The organism is Candidatus Omnitrophota bacterium, assembly GCA_003598025.1.
In the GTDB taxonomy this organism is placed as follows: Bacteria; Omnitrophota; Gorgyraeia; order Gygaellales; family Profunditerraquicolaceae; genus Profunditerraquicola.
On record QZKH01000004.1, the window covers coordinates 2,632 to 28,176 of the forward strand.

Genomic DNA, 25,545 nt, shown 5'->3' on the forward strand with positions numbered 1-25,545 from the left:
ATGGGCGTTATGCCTGAAGTTGGTAATGTGTTATCTAAATACAAGGGCAAGGGAGGCGTGTTGGATTATATAGGCAGGGAGATATTAGGGAATAGTTCTTTTGTAGAACTTAAACAACAAATGTTAAGTGGTTTAAAATCCCAGCTGGCTCAAAACCCAAATAATCCAGAAATATTAAAGCGAATAGAAGAAATTGAAGTAATGGATCCGGGTGGGCTAAAATTCAGGTCTTTGATCGGTATTGGTTCTGGCGCTGATAGCGTATGGCAGAGTTTATTTTTTGGCGCAACTATGTATTTTGTCGGGCCAGTATTACATAAAGGATTAATGAATATGCCAATATTGGGTCCATCCCAGAAATTCCTTGCTCAAAAGATGGGGGACCGCTTTATAAGCTTCGGAAGTTTGGCTGACAGAAAAGGAATTATTGGCGGGTTAGCCAAAGTCGCAGGCAGAGCACAGGATTTCATATTTGAAGAGTATTTCAGGGAATGGATGTCAGGCAAAATTATACAATCTTTATTTATGAGTGCAGGTATTACAAGGAATAAAGTTTTTGGTGACGATGTGACAATTAAGGACGGTAGCCTACCGAATTTGGGTACAGAAGAAGGGAGAATAAAATACTCCCGTTTAATGGGTTACATGGAGTGGTTCCAGGAAGCATTTGATAATTTTGGTACAGGGAGAGCATATTCAAGAAAATATGTCCCTGCCAGCACAATGTATGATTGGTTAGGTAACGGCTTTGATGGTTCCGGAAGTTTAAGGCAGCGTTTGTATAGAGCCGCAGATAACAACGAAGAAATATTCTGGGATTCTGTTGATATGGCTTATGCGCGGGCAACTCGCCTGGATGTAGATAATTATATTGATTCTTTGACTACAATGGGAAGAATCGATGATTCCGGTAATCATACATTTGATGGGATAAAAGCAGTTAGGGTGGGTAGAGATTTGGAGGTTAAGGGTTCAGTGCCTGTTTTTGCTGCTGATGGAGCAAAAGGCTTAACTAGCAGCAAGGTGAAGCACAAAGTTGATACTAGAACAGAAGAATTAAGGGGGCAGGGAGTTGCTCCTGTTGTTTGGGGAAGAACCTTTGATGGGCAGAGGATCTCCAGCCAGGAAGAATATGATAATGCAGTCTCTTCTGGCAGGAAAGTAGACTATGTCCATTTTGAATATGTGGATAGAAATGCCAGCCAGACATTGGGGAGAAATGGCCTGGGTTATAGTGGTGTAGGCAGAAATGGAGAAAGAGTCACAGTGCTTGTTTACAACGGAGAACAATCTGTGCGTTTGCATGAATTAGGAGAGATGCGTCTAACTAGGCAGCAACAACTTATGCGGGTAGGTAGGCTTATACCAAGCTCTCCAGAGCTAAGACAAGCTTTGGGTACCATGACAGCACATAATATAACCGAGGAATTTCTTGGTTACGCAGGCCAAAGCAAAAATAGGGTTGCGCGGCCTTCAACAATTCCTGCAGCAGAAGCTTTAAGAATAGAGGGAGATGGTCATATCGTTTGGTTGGTTGATGCGAAAGGCAATCAGCTTGCTCAAGCAGAGATTGAACCATTTAGAGATGGCATTGCTATAAGGCTTATGGAGGCAAAGGTCAGGGGTTTTGGATACGGGCAACAGCTTTTAGACAAACTGATGGAGAGGTATAGGGTTATATATACAGGTAAGGATGGCGATCCAATCAGCGCTGATGCCCAGAGAATGATTTACCGTATGGCTGATAGCAGCCGCTATGCAGTTGAGGGGACAGGAGATTTTGTACGTAGGAGCCTTGCAGGTACACACAGGTTTTTAGATAAAAAACCAGCAGAGCATGTTAGGATTTCTTTAGCTCCTATGGGAGCAGTTCCTACTAATTTCAGGTGGGGACAGACTCCTAGAGAGAAACCAATTTCGATCGATATTAGTTTATGGACACAGAAGACCGGAAGAGTCTTCTTCCCTCGTCATACGTCAGTAAACGCTGATCAAACATATGCAAGTGATGGTTTGGTAGGAGAAGACATGTCTACACTGGAATCAAATCGAACTGTGGAAGTTCCGGCAGCACAGGCAGCTGAGGTTAATGCCAATAGCCCATATAAAATAGTCCGCGAGGCTTTTACCAAGCAGATCGGTCGCATTGATGATATGGTCGATGAACTGCGCGCCAGGCGCGAATTATTGCCGTCATTAGGTGGCGGAATTATAAAGACATTCCTGGGTTCCATGATGCTGAAGAATAGAATATCCAAGCTAAATGTAGTCAAGTCTTCATACGAGGATGCAATATCTGACTTAAATGAAGAATCTGCCAGCCAGCATCTTGTCGGTTGGTTAATGGGGAATCCTTTGATGTTCTCGGAAGATTTCCAGGAGGCTGCGAGGTTTAAACCTGAGGATTTTGTTGGAAGAAGGTCATGGGAAATAAGAGGTTCGCAATTTTTGAGTTATGCAGCTTCCGCTTTAAGAGGTTACGAGCTGAAAGAGAAAGAAGTAGAAAAATTGATAGGAGCGTTAAAGGGAAGAGTCGGTTCTGGAGTGATATCGCCGGAGAATGTCAAGTTTGCTTTTAGTAGGGCTTATGGCCTTTTATCTAGGCAAAGGATGTTTAATAAAGAGCAAGCATTAGGTATGATTGACACTTATGAAAGGGATTTGATGGCACGAGGAGTAAACGTAGATAGTTTACGCCAGCAAGTCTTAGAAACAAAAGGATACTCTTTTGAACCTTTGGTAAAAATAATGAATCCATTATTACAGATGGCAGCAGAAAGGCGCAAAGAACAAGAGTTTGTAATAGGTGGTAAAACTTTGTTAGGCCAGAATGCGGGAATAATTCCGGTAGAAGTCGTTGATGGCGAAACGCTTTCCAATACAGCAACGGGTGAAACAGTCAGTTCACAAGCGCAGCAAGATGGAGTTAAAATAAGCAGAACGGCAAATCATATGTATATACCTGACGAAAACGGAAATCTGTCAATCGGCTATGATTTAACCGGTGAATTTAATTTATGGTCAGGCAACCACGAGTTTTACCATCCTATACTTGCCAAACTTGCTAATGGCGAGGGCAAGGTTGACTTGGATAAAGTCGCTCAGCTTCCGGATGCTGATAAGCAGAGAATCATGCGTTTACTCAGGAAGGTTTCAGAATTAACAGGAATACGCGTTGAGGACCTAGATATATCTATGAGAGAGATGGGGGTAAATGAGCTTATTGATAGGACCATAAGTACCATGGATGCACTGGAAGCCTTAAAAAGCAATCCCGGATTAAGATTTCTGGACGGTGACATTTATTCCGATAGGCCAGAGTTTGGCTCGTTCTTTTATTATTTGCGTAATAAGGTATTAGGAGTAAGCACTCGAAATGTAAATACGCTTATAAAGAGAGCCTCGGCTTTAAGCGATGAGGAGATGCTTGAACGGATATTTAATAATGATAGTTTTGCCAGGCAGTTTGCTTTATCAAGAAAAAAGACGGAAACTCCAATACAGCACCACCCAGGGTTAGCCACTCAACCTGCTATGTCAGCACCTACGGGTTCTGTGAATGATGATGGGAAAACTATGGGAGAAGACCTGTTGAAATCTCGTAAGGTAGAAAATTCTTCACCCGTAGTTTTACCACAAGGTAAGATTAGTTTACCTGGATTGCTACGAGCTGGTGAAGTCGCAACTTTTAACGTGCCAAACATAAGTTCGCCGATTACTAATGAAACCGGAGCGCGTGCTCCTCCGGTTGCTGTACCGGAGATTGGAAATATCAACGCTATAACTACCCCTATCGAAGCTGCTAATATCCAGAATATACTTCCTACAACAATCGCTTTACCTATAAATAAAGCAGAGAAAGTCTTATTACCTCATGTTTCTACCGAAAAAGAATTAACTGGCTGGAAGAAAGCTGTTACAAGTTTAGCCGGGCCGCTGGCAAGCCTTGGTATGGCAGCTGGTTTAGGGTACGTGGCTTATAAAGGTCTGCCAGTAAACAGTGTTACAGATTATTATGCAATAACTCTTGCTGCTATATCCGGCTTACAGGCTGTCGTTGATACAATGCCGCGGGAAGCTACTGTCAGCAGTGTGGGAGTGAGTAACAGCAGATATGCCCAGGCAGTAACTGCCTTGATAGCACCTGTTTTGTTTGCCCATGAAGGAGCGCATTATTTAGCTAACCGTTTGCTTGGTAACCCCGCAAGAATGCATTTGTTCATGAAGACAGATGCCGGATTAGATCCAGATGTAAAGTTAGCTAATGATGGCTTGGCTGCGATTAGGGCAATAAGAGGTTTGGACCAGGAGAAAGTTTCTTCTCCTGTTAACCGATCAGAGATACTCGCCGCAGCATTGGGCGCTATAGCTAAGACAGAAGACATTCCTTCAGCAACTGAAGTCTCCTCACCGATAAAATTCCAGCAAGACACAGAAGATGGCCTGGAGATAACTGAGATTGTTGATAAGAGATATAGCACTGGTTTAATTACCCCGGATCAATATACATTCACAGTAATAAACCACGTGCAGAGATTGACGCAAGATAATATTGGTCTTAAGGAATTAACCGGTTATACGCTGCATGGAACATCTGTTGTTAATTTACGCAACATAGCAAGAGAAGGCAAGCTTAAGACTCATCCAGGATTCTCGGGTGCTGAGGCACCAGGAGTATTTGTTACCGTCGTAGATAGGAACACCAGACCAAGCCAGTTGTATTTAGGTAGAGGCAGGGATTACGGCTCAGTACCGGCATTATTAAGGATCCGCCATCAGGATGTAATGGATTATTTTGCCAATAGAGGAATTGAAAAAGTATTCATACCCGGAGGCGCGAATGCTTCTCAATATACCATAGATATACCTGCCCAGTTTATAGATTATTATGATTTTACAAGGGACAAGTGGATACCTGTACAGAATCATCTGTTGGGTAACATGGATACCTATACTTTAGCAGGTTATGATTATCAGGTTGAAGCTATTGAGGCTTTTGAGGGAGCCGGCCAGCAGGGTATAGCTGATAAGTTAAAGACCCTGCCTCCTTACGCAGAAAACAGCTATAACAGAGTAAGGGCAAGATTACAGGAAACAGGCTTAAAGGGCGATAGAGTAGATATACTGGCTCTTGCTAAGACTCTTGAAGTAGTAGCCGGCAACCAGCAAAAACAGGCTGCTGAAGCTGTTTCATCTCCGATAGACGCAAATATATTTGATTATGCAAAGAAAGTCAGAGAGGTAGCTAATTTAAGAGAACAAGTGAGAGTTTCTGGCGCCTTGCTTGAGAGCTTAGAATCTCATCATAGGGATCCTGCGGAGATAGAGCGTACCAAGGAAGTTTTGGCTGATTTTTCAACGCAGTTAGCTGATGCAGAAGCTGTTCTTTTAGCTGAGGCTGTTCCGAATCTTTCTATAGATATGGCTTCGCTTTCACCGGTAACAGTTGAGCAGATAGCAGTATTAAAGTCACTTAGCAATGAATACCAACAGATAGTATCAGCAAAGCCTCAAGGCTGGCAGGAACAGGCTATAAATGTTACAGATTCATTGTTAGCTATCGTTGATCCTTGGATTACAAATAGTGACAACCCCGAACTTAATATTATAGGTGATAGCATAGGCACAGGCGGTGATCTTGCGGTAATCGATATACGCAACAAAGCAGCCGCACTTAAGGCAACCAGCGAGAATATGGGTAAGGCTGGCAGAGATACTAAGGATTATGAGTTTGCTCAACGTATGTTTGATGCTAGCGTAGAAGCGCTTAGTTCCGTATTGAACAAAACAGATGTATTATTAAATAGCCAAATATCTGTACCGCTCAAGATTCAAAATGATGGCAGAGTTGCTTTTGACCCTGCTTTTGTGACTAGAGTTTTAGTGGGTATTGCAGAAGCTACCCCGAATATTACAGGCGCATCAGTCAGCAGCCCGTTAATCAAAACTAATATTGCTTTGGATTTGCCACAAACCCCAGCAGTCAATATCCAAGCCATACCTGCAGCTAAGGGAATTTCCTTAGACAGCCTTTTGGCATCAAGTGTCCCGGCTGAGTTAATAAAGACCCCAGTCATAGCTCCAATAGCAGTCAGCCCTATTGAAGAAGCGCCATTTAATCCTAATACTGCAGGTACATTAGGCTTTGGCATGGGCAAGACCCAGGCCTTACCTATAAATGTAGCAGGTGGTAGTGGTTCTGGAAATGGCGGCTCCGGGTTTGGCACAGGCTCAAACGGTTCTGGTAATGGCAATGGCAACGGCACAGGTACAGGTAATGGAGCCGGCGGCAGGCTCATAATAGAAGTAATGCCGGTTATACCTAAAGATTTGGGTTCGGTTGTAGGAGGCCTTTTAACCTCATCAGCCATTGGAATGGCAGCGGATGCGAATAATCAGGACATGAGCACGTTCGGTGTCCAGATGCTTGGCCAGGCCGGTGGTATTAACGTGGCGGCTGCGAATCTCCCATTCGCAGGTCGTGGTAGTGAAATAAGCGGGAGAGACAATCAATATAGCAGCGCAATTAGTATCGTCAATGGTTTATCCAGAGATGATACAAGGTTTGCCCAAGGCTTGAATGCCGAAGGCAAAGGTTCAATAGTTGTAACAACAACTAAACAGGAACAAACGAATGCATCACCTGCAGCAAAAGATGTTGCAAACGTAACAGGTTTTGGTAGCAAAACCAGTGGTTGGGCGAGTGCTACCTTAAAAGGTAAAGTAAGTTTAATAAAACCCGCATTAAATAACAGAATCCATGAATGGCTTCATGGATTATTCCTTATAAATCCAGTTGAAACCATAAGTGCTAGAGGTCCGCCATATCAAGTCACAAGGTCACAAGGTCACAAGGTCACAAATAATGTAAATTCCGCTTTAATCTCACCTATTGAGTTAGGAGCAGTGGATTTTGCTGCTTCGTCCGCTATTCAAGATATTAACAGGGAATCAACAGATAGATTAGTTCGGCCGCAGATTCCTTCCGTGGCAGGAGAAGATGCGGCTATTAACCCTCGTTACGCTCAGGATAATCCCGAGCGCAGTCGAGGGATTGTTGTTAATGAGGGCTCTTTGACGAGAGCCCCCCTCCAGGGAATGACCCCTCTTGCTGGAGCCCTCGTAACAACTACACCCCAAGTCACAAGGACACAAGGACACAAGAACACAAAATTATTAACCAAGCCGCTGTCTGTTCCTACCGTGGCAGGTGAAACAGAAAAAGCGGCATTGTTGTTATCAGAGGCTGTAGAGCCCCATAACCTCCAGGGGACTGACCCCTCTGTGGCCTCTGATACAACTGTAACAGGAGGTGCAAAATGGTTCAGCTCAATTTTAACGAGATTGAATTTGACCACCTTGTTGAGTTCATCAAAGATAGGACAGTATTTGCAGCAGCTAGGCAGAACATTACAGGCCATATGCGCTTATTCCTCATCTTCGAAGATAATGGCAACATCTACACCCGTAACGGTAGAGCAGACAGCTGGGAACAGCTATATGGCGAGGATGCAAGCATCATCGCAGGTAAGATCGAAGCAGCAAAACATAACCACATCCCGGTATACAGAATCAACGGCTCGCATAATTAATGGTGGTTCGGCAGAAGCCAATGAAGAACTCGCCACAGGAGGTTTACGAGCCGTTGCTTCTTCCCCTATACCGTTATTTAAGGATCAATATTCTCAAGGAGATCTTATTGATCCTCTGTATTGGGGGACAATTGAAAGATTTGTTTTACCGCTTCTGGATAGAGCTAAGCAGGGCAGGATTTCTTCTCAAGAGATAAAAGATACAGCAGCGCAGGCTGTAAATACTCTTCATGACCTTTTAGCAGGAAGGACCGAAGAAGAGGGCGAGCGCCAGAAATTAGCCAAAGCAAGAGATTCTATCATTGCTGATATTCAAAATGGCTCTGACCAGCAATCGTTTGCAAAGGTAATGGCTGCTTTTATAGGTGAACAGGCTAAAGCAAACGGTAATGGAGGGTACGCCAATGTTTATTTCCCGAGAGATATGGCTCTGTGTTTCCCTGCAGACGCTGTTGTAGATTTGCTCAATGACGATATGCCTAGCGCAGGGCTCTATTATATAAGCAGAAATAATTTTGCATATTATTCATGGATGAGCAGCACAATAGATTCATTAAATCATACCTCTCATGGCACAAAAGAACTATTAGAAGGTTTTATCAGAGCCATAAAGGAAAAGATGGAGAGCGATGCCGGATTTAAGGCAGCGATTAATAAGATAAAAGAAGAATTAGATGCATTAGGCTATGGGAAAATGAAAAAAGTGCGCTTCATCGATTCCGGTTTTAAGACATTCCCTCTGATGATGCAGGCACTTTTTGGTATATTCTACCCGCACATTGAAACCAAAGGCTTAGTATTAGCTAGTTCGGTTCCAAATTTCTTACCTCAACTGGATAAGAAAGATTGGCGCCAGAAAGTCCGAGCTGCTATTGAATCCAATCCTTCATTAGCAAAGCACGCTGTTCCTAATCTTGGTACAATGGAAAGCGCAGAAGATTTCTTTAAGCATCCATTTAAATATGACGGCGGCATGGTTCCTACTTCTGCGGCAGACCAGTTATTGTCATTCTGGTATCAGTTTGCTTTTGTGGCAGGTGCCATATTCTACGACAGGTTGGTAAAAGGATTAATTGATGACTTGGAGAAGCATGGCGTTGAAGAAGAACAGGCAAAAGAATTAGCCCACAACGCTGTTAAGGATACCTTAGGTGTAGTAGATATTGAAGATGAGCAAACCGGTGTAGAAACTGCGGTATTAGCCGTGTCTACAACCGAAGATGATAGTGAAGAAAGTACGGCTGATGATTTAGTAGCCCAGGTTGAAGCAAAATTAGCAGAAGAGGTGCCTGGGTTTAGCCTCTCAGAGGACACCAAAGAAGATTTGGCTGGTTTGGCTAAGGATAAAGCCACGGCAGATTCTACTATTGTTAAGGCAGAAAAGGCCAGGGATGATAAAAAAGACGATGATCAGAACAAAAAGCAAAGGTCGTTGTTAGCTTATATTGGCAAGATATTAAGGAATAAATATTTCAGAGTAATTGCCATAACCGTTCTCTTATTAGTAATCTTCCTTAAATCATGCCTGCCAATGACAGTAGATAGAAATAATGGTAAGGCTACCGTAGAACCTAAGGCACCACCTGCGGTTGTATCAGTTTTACCTGAACCTGTTACGCCTGTCCAGGTAACACGCACAGTCCCTATTTCTTATGAAGATAAGGTTGATGAATACGGACATGTGTATCATTATGATCCGATAAGTGGAAGATATTATACGGATATCGATGCCACATGGACAAGCAAGAACCCTGCTAAATTTACCACTGGAGGTATTGCCAGGGGTTCCAGAAACGCTGGCGTGGGAAATGAATACCCTGCGTTGTATTTTGATGGTGTAAATCAGGTGGTGAACGATACGGCGAATATTGATAATAATTCGGTTCCTCCGCAGTATATCACTCATGTTGGAAACAGATTTTATGTTGGCGAGGTTTTACCAAGCACAAAGACAGAAACCGTTATTGAAGAAGGTAATGCCCCATCTTCAGAAGAACCGTCAGTAATCCCGCCATCCGAACCTCAGCCGGAAGATGGCACAACAAATACAAATCCTGAGACTGATTCGGAAACACCAGTTCATGAGAATACCAATAATTATTTATTACCTATATTATTAGCCGGTGCAGGCGCTGCACTTCTTGGGTTGGCTGCTATACGTAGGGTATTTAAGAATAAATCTGCTCCAAAGGCAGCTGAAAAAGGCCAAGAAGAAGCTGCAGCCAAAGGACCAGCTGTGACTTCTACAACTGCAGCTACAGCTGATTCAGCCTCAACAGATGATTCCGCAAAAGAGTCCCCGGTTACAACCGCAGCCGAAGGCGATATTACCAGTGAAGAAGCCGCTGAAGAAGAAGCCATAAAAGCAGAACAGGCAGCAATTAAGGCTGTTGCCGATAGAGAGTTAGCCGAAGAAAGAGCTATGCAGGATGCGCTTGAAGCAGGCCCTGTAAGCTTGCCAAAAGCCAATGTTCCTAACGCCGTTAAGAAAAGTTTAGATAAGATTAGGAGAGCTAGGACAGAGGAAGAAGTAGAAAACGCCAGAAAAGCAGCATTGCAGTATATTAACGGCAGAAAAGGACAGGGAGTAAGCGCAAAGAATAAAGCTTTGACTGAGGCAGTGGTTAACGAGGAAGCAGATAACGCCATTTTAAGATTAAGGGCTAAAGCCAACGGTATAAAGACCAGGGCTGAAGAAGCAAAGGCAAATGCCGCCATATCTGAAATAGCAAATAGAGCCAGGGATTTTGCAGCAGCAATAAGCATCGATGAGCTCATTAGATTGCATACTGAAGCCATAGAAGCAGTAGGGGCAGCTTACTTAAGAGGTGATATTGATGAGGCAACAAGAAGCAACCTCTTAGCAATGCTTAAAAATGAAAAGAAGGCCGTTGAGAAATCATTAAAGCAGGAATTAAAAGATAAGAAGGCTGCCGAAGAAACAACGACTGCCAAACAGCCGGAAGAGGAAGCCGTAGAGCCTCAAGAACAGAAATCCGCAGAAGAAATAGCTAAGATTAAGAAAGCAGCTGCCAAGAGGCAGAAGAAAGCCCAAAAACAGGAAATAAACAACTGGATCAATGAGCTGAATAATTTTGAACCCGAAGTAGTCAATGATGAAAACAGACCTGAGTTACAGGCTGAAATAGATGATGTCCGTAGCGTAGCCTTAGCTGCTATAGAAGAAACAAGCTTAAGCGCGGAAGATAAAGCTCAGTTACAGGAATCAGTAGAGGATGCTTATGCTCGCGCACAGGAAAGGTTAAATAGCGTAGATTTGGTATATGCTTCAGATGCATCAAGTGAGCCGTTCAATGGTATTAATTTAGGCCAGGTAGCAGCAGAGCAGGGCCAACACGAAGAAGAAACAGCCCCTGGAGCCGGAAACAATAGCCAGAAGAAAAACATTGGAAAAGCAATTTCTGCCTTAGAGGAAGTAGTCAATACCGAAGAATTAGAGGAAACTGTTGCAGGGATAATGCAAGATATAGACGGGTCAACTTTAAAGGATAACACCAAGGATGCATTATTAAATAAATTACAGAGAGCTTATACTGCTGCTCAAGAAAGAATTAGGCAGTCAGCTGTTGATGAAGCTAATGCTAAGGCAGAAGCAGCCAAGGCCCAACAGGAGGCGATGGAAGAAGAAGCCAGAGAAGACAGAGCCCTTAGAAGAGCAGTAGAGCTAGATGTTGAAAAGAACATCTCACTTTTTGCCGCTGCAGAAAACATAGCCGAAGTAAATAATTTAGCTGTTGATGTTGAAAATGAAATTAGTAATTCCGGGCTATCGGGACAAGCAAAAGATAAATTAATGGCCAAGCTAGAAAAAGCCAAAGCCAAGGCAATAGCAAGGTTAGAATATGAGGCAAGGAAAGCTTTAGAAGAAGCCAATCCGCTATTATCAATCTTGCCTAGAGAGCAGGCAGAAGCACTTTTGAATTTAAAGGATAGGTTATCCGATAGCAGGGAGGCTGTAGAAGATGCATTAGTCGAAGCCCAAAGAGGCAATGATGAAGTATCAAGATTGGCAGAGGCGCAAGAAATAATAGCTGCAGAAAGAGCCTTAAGGCAGCATGAAGCCGAAGTTTCTCAGGCTCCAGTTGTAAAGGCAGGACAGCCAAGAGGCTTATTCGGTTGGGTCAAGAGAATGTTTGGCTTTAAGGGTAGCTCCAGCCCGATAAGAGAAGATAAGCAAGATGGGGCGTCGTCACCGGTAAAATTAGCCAAAGATACAGCTATAACATACAGTCATGGAACCTCAAGCCCTATCGAAGTCAATTTTGACGACAAGGTTGATGAACAAGAAGCAAAGGTTATCAAAGGCCTGCTTGCCAGGGACGGATTCCTTACCGAAACGATAAGAAGGATATTCACTGTTATGAGAGCCCAAGAAGATATTAGCTTTGTCTACGTAAAGAAGCATGAGCGTGGCAGCCAGAAGCAGGTTTATTATGTGGAAGTTCACACAAAACAAGAAGAAACATTTAGTTTCGCCCTTAAGAAAGAACTAAGGCCGGGCGGCTTTAGGGAAGAAGAGATTAAGAGGTTGATTGATTTAAGCGCGCGCGCTTCGGTAACTCCCAGATTCGGAATTTATATTGGAGTAGAACAGTCAGACATAGAAGGCGAATTACTTGAGTATAAAGTTTATAGTGAGGAATTCATTGACGGCGTAACCGCAGCCCACAGGATTGTAAGGGATGGTATTACTGGAGACGTTATCAGGGATATAATTAAAACATGGATGACTATTGTTGTTATGTTAAGCAAGATGAATGGTAAAGGCGCTTATTATACGGTTATGGATATGCAGCGCCAGAACATACTCTTTAGGATTAAAGACAAAGAAATAAGAGGGCCTCCTGTTGTTGTAGATATCGGGCTTGTAATTAAAACCAGCCCTTACGCTATCTTTACAGAATTATTCAGGCATTATAATTATGATTATCAAGATGCTATTAACATTATAGCCTTAGCTATAGTAGAAGTTTTAGGCGTAACACACGCAAGAGAATTCTTTAGCAGCATAACCCACCATATCAATAATAGAAAAGCCCATGCTATCACTGCCCAGGATGTTCTTATTAAGAAGGCATTAGAAGGTATTATAACCTCTCTTAGCCAAACCGATTCTTCAGAAGAGCAGTCATCCAGCCCGATTACAGAAACTCAGCATGAAAAACTCGTAGCTTTATATCAGAATTTAATAGCCGAACGTGAAATGCCTATAGATTGGCCCAGGGGCTCGATATATAGAAGGACAATCGCAGAGCATTTTAGGTATAGTTTAGTTGACAATGAGCATGCGCAATTTTCTACTGCAGTTGTATTGATCAAAAGCGGCATAAGTGTTTATGAGGTATTTGAAAACTGGAAGATATTTATTAATGGTATCAAAGATAGTGAAGTAACCGGTACTTATGATTGTTATGCCTGTGTTGGTTATGCAGTATCTGCTTTAGATAATAGTGGCAATAGGGTTTTGGTGCTTGGCCATGCAAGGCCGAAAGATTTTGCAAAAGCGATAAATCATGATATAGAGCAAGTTGCGAAGGTTGCGAGAGGCAAAATCACAGTAGTTGTTTCTTATAACGAAGCAAATAAAGGTAATCCAAATGTTGGTGCTGAAGAGCTGTTCGAAAACTTAAACGCAAGTGAAAATATAGATTTACATGTCCTTCCAAGAGCAAAAGATACGGTTGCTGCATTAATTGCTACAGGCGCAGGTGTAAGCCATATAGTTGTGCCTGGGGATTTGCATAATTCTTCAGCACCTAAGGTTGAGGCTTACGGTAAAGTTGCTATAGCAGAGACAGTATTATTTAATATTTCTTCTTCGCCGGTTAAGCAAATAAAAATACAGGTGAAAGTCCAGACAGCTTGGGAAATCATGAAGGCCAAGGTCAGTTTAAGCAGGATTACCGATAATAGCCCAGCTACAAAATATTCGTTGAATGTTTATAGAAGCAATAGGCCTCAGGCATATGCAGTTAGAGACATAAAGAGGAATATCGTTGAGGTGAATTTGTCTACGGGGTTAATAGATATGTTAGATGAAGCTGAAATTGCTTTTGTTATTGGCCACGAGATGTACCATGCCTTGACATCAGCTAATGAGGGTTTATTGGTTAAAATATATAGTGTATTAAAAACTATATTGTCGTCTGGTTACCGCAGAGGGTTAATAGCAGATGAATTTAGCGCAGACATATTTAGTTTCAATTTAACAATCCATCCATATGGAGAGATAAAGGCAGCTTATGCGCCAGAAGCAGTCTTAGGGATATTCGAAAAGGCAAAGACGGTTAAGACACCTATTTTCCATGATATTCTTAATCCCCATCCGCCGGTTGAAAAAAGAGCCCAGATACTTAGGGCATTAGCAGGGCTGCCGGAAAGTGAAACAAGAGGAAGTGTTGTTACCGAGCATGAAACTAAACAGTCAACCATAACAAGAAGGGACATCCTTTTAGACATATTAGGCGGGCTGCTGTTTGTTTCTGCTGTAGGACATATGGTCGGGCCATGTTTTAGAAGCAATAACGAGCCTGAACAGCCAACCCGTTTGACTGTTGCTGTTGAACCTGAGCCTTCGGCAGAGTTCGTATATGACCCCAGCAGGTATTATAGTCTGTGGTATGCATATGGCCAGGATGAAAGCGCGTTCCTCGATTTTGGCAAGAGAGACAGCTTGCCAGCTGCTATAAAGGATGAATTATTCGGTGGAAATAGGACAGGTAAATATCTTTTGAATGAATTGTATTATGTTGTGGTGTTTGCGTTATTTGCTGACGTTGATCCAATTTTTGCTCTTGCTCACTATATTAAAGAAGGCCGTGCAGATTTCGGCATGAACTTTGCTTTTGCTAATACTGGAGACGGATCATTACACCAAGATTTCTGGGAGAAGACAGTACAGCCTCGGTTCAGAGAGATTTATGGAGAAGAGATATCCTATGGATTCTCTAATTGGGAGCAAATGCTTTATGATCCTTGGATAGGGCCCTATGTCTACAGAAGCTTGTTAGAAGATAAATTAATTGGTTACGCAGAAGAATTGGCAGGCAAGGGGAACAAATTCAAGATTATAACCAATTGCCAGATATTAGAGGAAGCAGCTAAGACCTTGCAGCTTTATCAGGGCTGGGGTAGCGTAAGAACGAAAGGAAGTAGTGTTAATTATACCAGCAGAAATTCATCATATAGATATGAATACGGATATTCTATTTTGGCAATTATGTTGTTATTGCAGATGCCAGAAAACAAAGCTGTTATAGATGGTGTTATCGAGAAAGCCAAGCAGAATACAATGAGTTTTAGGTCAGAATTCAACTCCGGATTTTCCACTATATTCGGAATTGATGTTAACAAATTAGCCTCTAGCCCGATTAAAGAATCAGGAGAAGCTTCTTCGCCAATATCTCGTGAAGAAGCAATCGAGGTCAGATTGTCTGAATTAGTTGAATTAAAGATTACGCCTCTATTCAGGGATTCCAAAAGATCCCGCATGTTAAACAAATTGGTGGCTATTGCTGCAACAGATATTTTAGACAGAGTTCTAGATGAATTTGAAGTTACTCTGGATGATATAGAGATAGCTTACAAATTGCAGGTTATGTTGAATAATATAGGAATAGGAGATTTTAAGGTCGTCAAGCCCACCATAAAACACAGGCCTTATTTTGTCGAATATAAATCAGGAGCATCGTCCCCTATTAAACTCGATGAATTAAGCGGAGAGCACCGTCAGGCAGTACTTGAGTTGTTTACCCAAAAGTTCATCGCCGCTGCCACAGAAGATCGTTCCAGCGTTCCTGCCAGAGAAGCTGCCAAGCAGCTCTTTGATACAATGTGGGAGCAGGAAGATTTTGTTTCTGAAAATAAAACAGCTATAAGTGATGAATTAATAGATAAAGTATTTACCTTAGATACTTACAACAGGGCGCAGCAGGCAAAAATAACCAGGGAATTTATGGCAGCGCTTAAGACTGTTGTTTTTGCAGAAGGCACACCAATAAGAGAAGGCGCAGAAAATGTATTTGAGGAGATGTGGGGTAATTGGGAATTTAACGCTTCAGAGGAACTTAAAGCAGAATTAAAAGCAGATTTTGTAATTGATGTAGTCGGCCTTGACGCCCTAAGGGAAGAGGCGCGAAATCAGGACTATTATTTATACCAGATGATCGCAGCAGGCAAAGGCACATATATAGGTAAGATATTTAAGGCGATAGGCTGGAATGTCCCTGTTTGTTACAATGATGCACACGGGCTCATTCTCATCGGAGATATCAGAGAATATGAGTCAGGTAAAGGCGGATTAAGCCATGGTTCATGCCCTGAGTGTTTATTTGATCATCTGCTAAGCATTAAAAAGGACTTAATAAGATCCGGACATTCAAAGGGTTTCAGCGAGGAAGATATTGCAGAATTAAATGAGCTCTTGCATAAGATTACCGAGCAGTTAAGGATTACAAAAGCCGCTATTCAAATACCAGTTGCAATAATTGCAGAAGGCGAAGCTTCAAGCCCCGTAGGGCCGGATAATGCTTATTTCTATCTTGCTTTATTAGAGATGTTACCGGGTATGATTATGTCCGGAATTAGGGCAGAAGAGGAAGCGCAGGCTGCAGAGTATAATTATAATTTAAGCTTACTGCTTGATTTATTAATTGAATTTTATTCTTTAAGAGATTTCGGAGTAGCAGTATTTGGTAATTTAACCATGACTTTAGGTACACAATCTACCGTGATTATTATTTCCTCCAGCCCGATCAGAATCCTTGTGGTTGACGATGAAGAACCTCTTAGGGAATTTATGGGCACGACTTTAAAAAGAGGTTTTAGAGCTATGGTTGAGGATGTTGTTGTTGCCAAAGAAGGCAGAGAGGCGCTTGATTTGTTTGTGGCTGCAAGAAATGAAAACAGACCGTTTAATTTGATTGTTACTGATGACAGCATGCGCGGGGAATATGAAGAAGAACTTATGAATGGACATGAATTAGCGCGCGCTGTTAAAGAGGTCAGCCCGACAACACCAATTATAATGGTTAGCGTGCAGACGGTTGATGAACGCGGGCCTGATTACTATCTTGCGGAAAAAATAATAGATAGATTCCTTAGAAAGTCACCCGATTTTTATGATGATTTGTTAGTTATAGCTAAAGAACTGATTGGCGTTTCTCTCCAAAGTGAAACTAGTCACGCCTCAGACGAAGAGGCATCCAGCAGCCCGATTTCGCATAATCAATACAGGGTTTTGGTTGTTGATGACCATGCTGATACTTTGATGATGCTGCCTGTAATGTTAAAAGGCATGGAGGATGATTTAAAGGTTAGATTTGAAGTAATTACTGCAAGTAATGGTATATCGGCTTTAAGTAAATTCAAGGAAGCATTAACTCAAGGCGGGGTAGATTTTATAATTACCGATATCGGGTTACCGGATATAAGCGGTAACGAACTCACAGCCAGAATCAAATCTGAGGCACCTGTTTATGTTATCAAGATTACTGCTTACGAGGAAGACGCAGCCTTAGGCCAAATGGATGATTTTATCCAGAAGCCATTCAGGTTCTCCAAGCTTGAAGAAGCCGTAAGGAAGGCTATAGAAGCAGTAAATGAGAGAGGCGCTTCAAGCCCGATTGATAAAAAGGCGGCCTATGATAGATATGATAAAATACGTGGCAAGATACGTACGTATGAGCGTAAAGTTACTGAAAAGAGCGGATTAATTGATGATGCTGCTGTAGGATTAAGTGAGGCGATAGCAGGATTAGAGACAGTTATAGAATCGGCTTTTGAGAGGATAAACAGTTCTCTGCGCGAGAATTCTTCTTTAAATATATTTGATATTATGGAAGACTTAGGTGTAGAGGGTGAGAATATCTATTCAGTTCAAACTTTAGATAAGATTTATCAGCATATCGAAGATGCTCCAGATGTTGCATTCACCAATACAAATTACCGATACACAATTCTTAACGATCTAAAAGAAATAGCTCCTGTGTTCTGGAAGAGGGCGGAGAAAGTAGCCAAGCTTAATAAGAGGCAAGAAGCTTTTGAAAGCATAGCTGCAGAATACTTACCATCAAGAAGCGAATTATCATTCTATACTATAATCTCAAAGTTTAGGAGAATTATTAAAGATAGGAAATATGTCTTAACTGCCAGGGAGCGTTTGGATTTGTTAATTTCGTTATTAAGAGATGAAGTAAGAGATGAAGTAAGAGATGATATAGAAAAGATATTTGCAGATGCCCAGGAATATTTAAAACAGAGTGCAGGAACTATGAAAACGATGAGAGGGTGGGCTAACTTAATCGAGGAAGTTAGGATGGTTACAGCTGATAAGATAAAACAAGCTATAAAGACCAAGCTTCCGAGTCTTTTCTCGCACCAGGATATCATTTATATTATCCTTCTTACCATTTTAGAAAGAAATAGTGAACTTACTGACAAAACTATATTGGGTGTTATAAAAGCCAATAATATTGAAGATATAGTTACAGATGGTGTTTTAAGAGACTACGGTTTATTGAATACAAAACGTGATGTAAATAGTCGGCTTATTAGAGTGCTTGATGCAGTATTACCAAAGATAACTCGAAAAGAATATTTTTATCATAGAGTATTACCAGCTGTTGGCGTGGCGTTAGTAGCTGTCGTTGCTGGAGTAGTCGCTTTCTTATTATTGCCTATGAAGGGAGCATATGCGGCTACCACAAGCGGACAAGCTTATTTACCTCTATATAACTTTGGCTCTGATGTTTCTGATTTTGGTTATGGTATGCCCGCTCCTGAAACTATCACCGACTTTACTCAATTTGAAGATTATTTAAACACTTGGGCACAGCAGCAGTTAGTTACGTTAGCTCCGGAGGTTGCAGAAGCTGAAGATGCAGCTCCAGCTGTTGATGCAACTATATCCGGCAATGCTACAGAGCCTGCGAACGTTAAATACACGGTAGTTTCAGGTGATAATCTCTCTAAGATTGCGAAGAGGCATTTGGGTAAAGCAAGCCTTTGGCCGCAGATATATGCAGCTAATAAAAAGGTAATCGGCAATAATCCTGATTTAATTATGCCAGGGCAGGAGCTTACTATAGAAAATATAGGTCACAAAGTCACAAAGTCACAAAGTCACAGTGAAGAAGCTCCGGCTAATGCAGCTCCAGTAACGACAGATAGGACTGAGGCGGTAGCGTCGGTTAAAGTAGAACCGCAGCCTGCGCAGGATGCAGAGCCGGTAGTAGCAGCAACTCAGCCTCAAGTAACTCCAGAGCCGGTTGCGGTTGATAGAGAAGAAGATCATAGTAAAGACGCAGTAGCCCAACAGGAAATAAGGGCTCCTCCTGCAGGTTTCACAGCTGAAAGCCTCTTAGCAAAGATCCTATTCTCTGATCCGCGCATTAAAGCTGATACAAAAGGTAACTATGCAGTTCCCGAAGGCCTTGCCGCCGCAGTAATCGCCGAACACCTCAAAGATGCATTAAATTTAGAATATTACGAAGTCCCGGCAAATATAGCCGGCAGGCTATATTTTGAGAAAGTCGCTAAAGGAATACAAGCTCAATATCCAGGCTCAGCAGTTGTCGAAGTGCACCTTAATTCAGATGAATATATCGGTTTATTCTATCATAACGCAAATGGTGATACCCGCTTGTTAACAGTCCAGGAAGGAAGAGTTGTTGACCTTCCTTGGAGCGCTAACGTTTCCGATATCTTAAAGAAAGATAATGTAGCTTTACTGGAATTTGGTTCAGCGGCAAAATTACCTAAACTTACCACAGAGCAATTTAATGATCAGGTTGAACAAGCAAGAAAGTTGGTTGACTATTACAAAACGGAAGTTTTAGGCTTGGATGAGAAAACGGAAGTGGTTTTGGCTGCCGGACACGGCGGAAGGAATTATGATACTTCATGTGCACAGAGGCATAAATTGTTCAAGATAGTCAGAAGTACAGGCGGACCGGTTGAAGTAACCGCAGAAAGAGCAGGAGAAATAAAGAATATCGCTGAAGGTAATGTGGCAGATACAGAAGAAGAGCCGGTTGTTGAACAGAAGCCTCTGGTCGTTGTTGAACCTTTACCTGTACCTGCTCCTGCAAAGCCCGTAGAGGCAGCAGCTACTGAGGCATCTACAACAGAGGCTACGGCTGAAAGACCAGCAGTAGGGATAGATAGAGAGGATTACGTTGAAGATAAGGCACGATTAAGTGTATTCGAGTTAAAACAAGCCAGAGAGGTCAAATCAGATAAGATTGAACCGGTCTTAATAAATATCGATTCCATCCCCATAGCTATAAGAGACCTTATTAATTTAGGTGCCTCTAATCTTTATGAGGGAAACTATGAAGAAGCGGTATCTCAATTAACCAAGGCAATTGTTATATCGCCGGAATATTCACAGGCTTATTATTTAAGAGGAATTGCTCTTTTTGCTACTAATCAGTTAGACGCCGCGATCGGGGATTTGGAAAATGCGCTTAGGTTTAATCCAACGCCATATATTAAGAAAACAGTAGAAATAAACTTGCCGATTTTGAAAGATTTAATGGCAATACCAGAAACTGAATCTACAATTCAAGAAGGTATGGTGGTTTCCTTCGTGTTTAATTCAGGAGTGAACAAAGAGCTTGTCGAAGGAGATGTTTCTGGCGATTTAGAAAATAGGCTTACACATGGAAGTTTGGCAGCGCGTGTATTAAGAAATGTTTCTCCGGATGTGGAAATTGTTTCTATATGCGTTGAGGATAACGGTAGGAAATTTGATTATAAGTTAACCGAAGGGTTGTTTAAGGTTTTGATTTATATGCGGCAACATCCGGAAGTAAGAGCTGGGGTGGTTAATTTCAGCGCTGGGAATAATGTTCCAGATCCTTTTCAACAGGCAATAATAAGAGAATTGCATAGTAGAGGAGTGGTGATTGTTGCTTCTGTAGGTAATGATAATAGTATGGAGATGACTTATCCTGCTGCTTTTGATGAGGTTGTTGCTGTTGCTGCGGTAGATAGGTTGAATAACAAAGCTGAATATTCAAACTATGGTAGATATGTAGATATTTGTGCTCTTGGAGATATCCAGGGAATTTATAACGGCTATTACCTTAAAGCGCAAGGAACTTCAGTAGCTGCGCCTCGTGTTGCTGCTCTAATTGTCCAGATGTTGCAAGCTAATCCAGAATTAACTCCCCAGCAAGCTTTTAGAATTATTAGAGATACAGCAGTACCTATAGACGACAAGCACTTCAGGGAAAATTTGTTAGGTTCAGGCGTAGTTGATCCTAATAGGGCTCTAGCTAAAGCAGGAGATTTTGATAATAACGTAAATAGAGAGAACACATTTCCCATAAATCAAGAGTCTATGTGTCCCAGATTAGATGTAGAAAAATATTTTATAGGCTTAGTCAATAACCAGACAAACGACAGTTTTGCAGAACCAGCTAACTCAACAATAAGTACCCATGGAAGAAGCTTTAGCGAATTAGTTAATATCTTGCAAGATCCTTGGTCGCGGCAGTTCAAGGATAGCGCATGTATTTCGGCCATATCCGAACTTACTAAATATAACGATCATAGAGTAGTAGAAGTGCTTAGTAGCATTTTGTTAGAAAAGGATTACGACTGGGATCTAGGTACTAGATATGCAATTATAGATGCATTAGGTAAGTCTAACGATCCGCGCGCAATAAGTGTTTTACTCAAGAAAGTGAACAGTGAATTTGATGGCATATGTGCCGCGTCGATATGTGCCTTAGGTAATTTGATAAACGATGAAAAATGCAATGCTGAATTTATGAGATTGGCAATAGACAATTTTGATTTATTTTCTAGAATTCTGGAGAAAAGAACATCTCCTTCTATAAGAACAGAGGTGACTGAAGAAAATTTGGTAAGAATATTAGATGCTTTAAGGTGGTCTCCAAAAGGTATTAATGAGGAAGTGTTGTATCTTATTGCGAAAAAAGATTGGGGAAGAATCGTTGAAGTAGGAAAACCAGCAGTTGAATACTTGATTAGAGAATTAGCCAATGAATATAGTCTAGGAATTTGGGAGGATGTTGCCGCTACGCTCAGTAAAATAGGTGATAATAGAGCAGTGGAGCCTATTAGTAAATTATTAATTAGTTCTAACTTAAAAGGTAAATTTAGTTTACAAATAGCCATAATTAAAGCTTTAGGTGACTTCAAGGATTCGCGTGCCATTGATTCTTTAATTGGAATCCTTCAAATCTATAAATATCAACCAGACGTAAATCCTTATATATATCCGGGGGTAGTACGTGCTGTGCACGTAGATTATAAAGTTCATATAGCAGCTATAGAAGCCCTGAGTAACTTTAATAATGAGCGAGTTATTAAAATCCTTACTACCATTTTAAACAATACCCAGAAAAAAGTTGACTCTTTTGATGCCTATAGGCGTGAAGCAGCAGCTTTGGCTCTAGGAAATATTAGAAATGATTCTGCTATTAATTCGCTCTTGAAAGCAGTAGAGAACAAGGATGAGGAATTCTTTGTACGAACAGCCGCTATTCAGGCTTTGGGTAAGATAGATAATGATAGTGTGCTTGAGGCGCTTAAATTGATTACTGAAGATAAAAATGAAGATTTCCATGTAAAAGAAGAAGCAAGAAGAGTAATTGAATTATTCAAAAAAAGAACTATTAGGTTGCAGCATGACATTAATGAGAATAGCTCGCATCTCGATACTTTTATAGTTACTAATAATTATGCAGAAGCTATCAGTTTGGCAGAAAAATATGCTGAAGACGGTCGAAGATTATTATTTGAAGGTAGGGAGAAAGAATCAAAAGCAAAATATGAATTAGCTGCTGAGTGGTTTATAGCTGCAGAATCGTTAATGGATAGAGAAGCTGGAGTAGTTAAAGAAAGAAAAGAAGAAACGAGTAGCTTGATGGTTAAGAAAGCAGAGTTAGAAAAGATTGTTTTCTTGCAAGTCAGAGATGAGATTAATCCGAGAATCCAGAAATCTCAAGACGGCGAGTACGCAGCGAAATTGAGATTGGCTCAACGTTGGTTAGAAGAACTGTATAATTCTAGTTTACTCCAGATAGATTCTATACATAGAAGTGTTGAATCACAGAGTAATTATAATACTGTTGAAATGAAGATTACCCAATCAAATACTCACGAAGAAGCAACAAAGCCAACCGGACTCTGGGTAAGCCACGTTGGCGGAGCAATAGAGAATAACCAGGCATTCACTTATGATCAGGCAGCAAGAATAATTCTTTCAGTGAATAATCCTCAGCCGGCATTCAGTGCAGAAGGATTAGATGAGAATTTAGGTCTTTATTACAGCTTAAACGTAGAATCAGCTAAGGCCGCGCTCGATTTTTATCTAAGAGAATATACGAGATTAACAGCGGATGGGAAAGAATTCCACGGTTTTGCATGTGCTTATGATGCCGGAAACGGCAAGGAAGCAGAGTTTGTTGTAAGGGCCGGCCCTAATGCCTGGCTTGCGATGGCAATACTTACTTATACGGCAAGGACTAATGACAATACATATTTACCTGTAGCTATTGCAATTGCCGATGCATTAATAAAAATCCAGGATGAAGACGGCGGTATAGAGCTTGGCTACAATATAAGCGCAAATAAAGAAGCGACAGCTTATTCATTATTTACCGGCCATGCGACAGAAGAGAATATTGATGCTTATGCGTTATTTAATATGCTTTCTCAGATGCCGGGGATTACGAACCCTGAAAAATATTCAGCAGCAAAAGAGAAAATTGCCAACTGGCTGGCAACATCTGCTTATGACAAGAAAGAGCACAGGTTCTACCGCGGATTAAAATTAGACGGAAATGGCGACCATTGCTTTGCTACGGACACAGCTTCCTGGGCGATAATCGCTCTGGGCAGGGATAAATTGGCAAGTATGGGCATTGACCCAGAGGCATTATTAAGAGCCGCGGAAAAAGAAACAAAAGTTAAGGACGAATACTTAATTCCAGGTGAAAAAGAAGGGACAAAGGTCGAAGGTTTTGATTTTGCCAATCCAAAAGATGCAGGCAGGAAACGCAATCCTACCGTAACCCCTGAATGGACTGCCGGGATGGTTTCTGCATATCAGGCAATGGGCATGCAGGATAAGGCAGATTATTACCTTGGCCAGCTTGATAGTATCAGGCGTGAAGGCGTGCTTCCTTACGCAACAGATAATAATATACCTACCGGCCATGGATGGAACACACCGGATGCTAGAGCTTCGGTTGCAGGCACTATCTGGTTCTACATTGCAAAATCAGGGGATAATCCTTTTACTATCGCTAATGAAGGTAAGGCAACAGACATACCGGATGACATCGGCTTGACTTTTGTTTCCAGAGAACAGAGATATTTAAGCATCGGGCAACTTGAAGCAAGCATAGATAATGCCCGCCAGAACACAGTCAACCAATTAAAAAGGCTGCAGGAAGTAATCGCACAGCGCAATGAAGACAGGGAAAAGGATATTATGCAGATATTGCTTACCTTAAATACCCAGACTTCTAATTCATTGTTAAGCTTTAAGGCAGGCAATAACCTGTTTATTGGTTTAGGCGTTGGCGGTAAAGGCTATGATTACGTAAATGCAATAAATATCCTGACCGGCTTATTTGAAGCCGGCAGCATTGATGTTTTTGGCGGCTTGTCCTTAGTCGATAGTTTATTAAATATAATCCAGCAGCCAAGGGTTGCTAAGGCAGAGCGTGACGGCGCAGTATTGTTTATTAAAGAGCCTCCTTCATTAGATCTTAAAATAATCGATATCGGCCTTGGAAAATTGTCGCTCTTCGGAGGCCGCCTTACACTGTTGAATTTACAGCGTAACGAATTTGCCTACTTCCCGCTGATTGACTTAGAAAATGAGCAGGTGGTTGAACAGCATAGCAAAAAAGGCGTAAACTTAACCATACCCGGCGAAGACCTCGGTAATTTCTTTAAGAGCATATTTAAAGGCGAGAAACACAAAGAATATCCGGCAATAGTAATCTTCTCAGCAAGGCAGAAAGCCGCCCTTGAAGAAGCAATGTTAAATACCGATCCTTCTTATATATATTGGATTGAAAGAAAAGGGAATAACCAGATTATTATAAGGAATAATATTGATACCGGCGAGCGCACAACGCTCTCGGTCGCCAATATGTACCATGATTTTACAAAGGATTTCTTGGTTGACCAGGGCGCGTGGATGGAAGAGGGCGCTTACAGGATCCCGTCACTGGTAGATTACATGAGAAACGGCCAGTATATGAGCGCGTTACTCGGGTTTGGCGGAGAAGTTAATTTGAGAGACAGGGAAATAATAGTCTATCAGTCAGAGCAGGAGATACCTGTTGCGGCTGATGGTATTGCCCCTGTTGAAATATTCAACACCTATTTCTATAATCCCGATGGTTCTGTAAAAACAACGCCATTAAACGTGCCTATCAATCCATATACAGGCAACATAATTATTCCTTCACTGCATATAGCTAAGCTTGAATATTTGGCATTAACCAGGGGCCTTGTAGGTAAGCAGTTTGTCGTTAATCCGGATAACGCAAGGGGCACATTAAACGTTGTTGATCCTGCTAACAGGCCGGAAGTTATAACTCTTCCGCAGGGCACAGAGATACAGGTTAACACCGGTAAGAAGATAAAGGCCCAGACTTTAGAAAATGACTGGCAGATAACCTATGATGCAAGATTTACTGAAGGCACAAAATACAGTATTGATGGAAGGCCTTTTGCCAAAGTTAAAGCTGAAGAGCTCGATGTGCCTTATGCCATAATCAGGACATTTAGAGCAGATGTTCCCAGGACTGTATTTATCCATGATTCTTCGGTGTTAAGAGGCATACCTGTAGATGTGCTGGCTGATGAAGTAACGATTAGTTTTGGTAATGGCTTAAAGATCACATTAAAACCCGGCACAGTGGTGACATATCACAGC

General features: G+C 41.7%; 1 protein-coding gene (only partly in view). It reads left to right on the forward strand.

Annotated elements, in window-relative coordinates; all coding sequences use genetic code 11:
- The coding region annotated (locus C4533_05255; protein RJP28373.1) for a response regulator crosses the window boundary (this coding region is incomplete at its 3' end): on the forward strand, positions 1-25,545 show 25,545 of its 46,301 nt. 20,756 nt of the annotated region lie beyond the right edge of the window.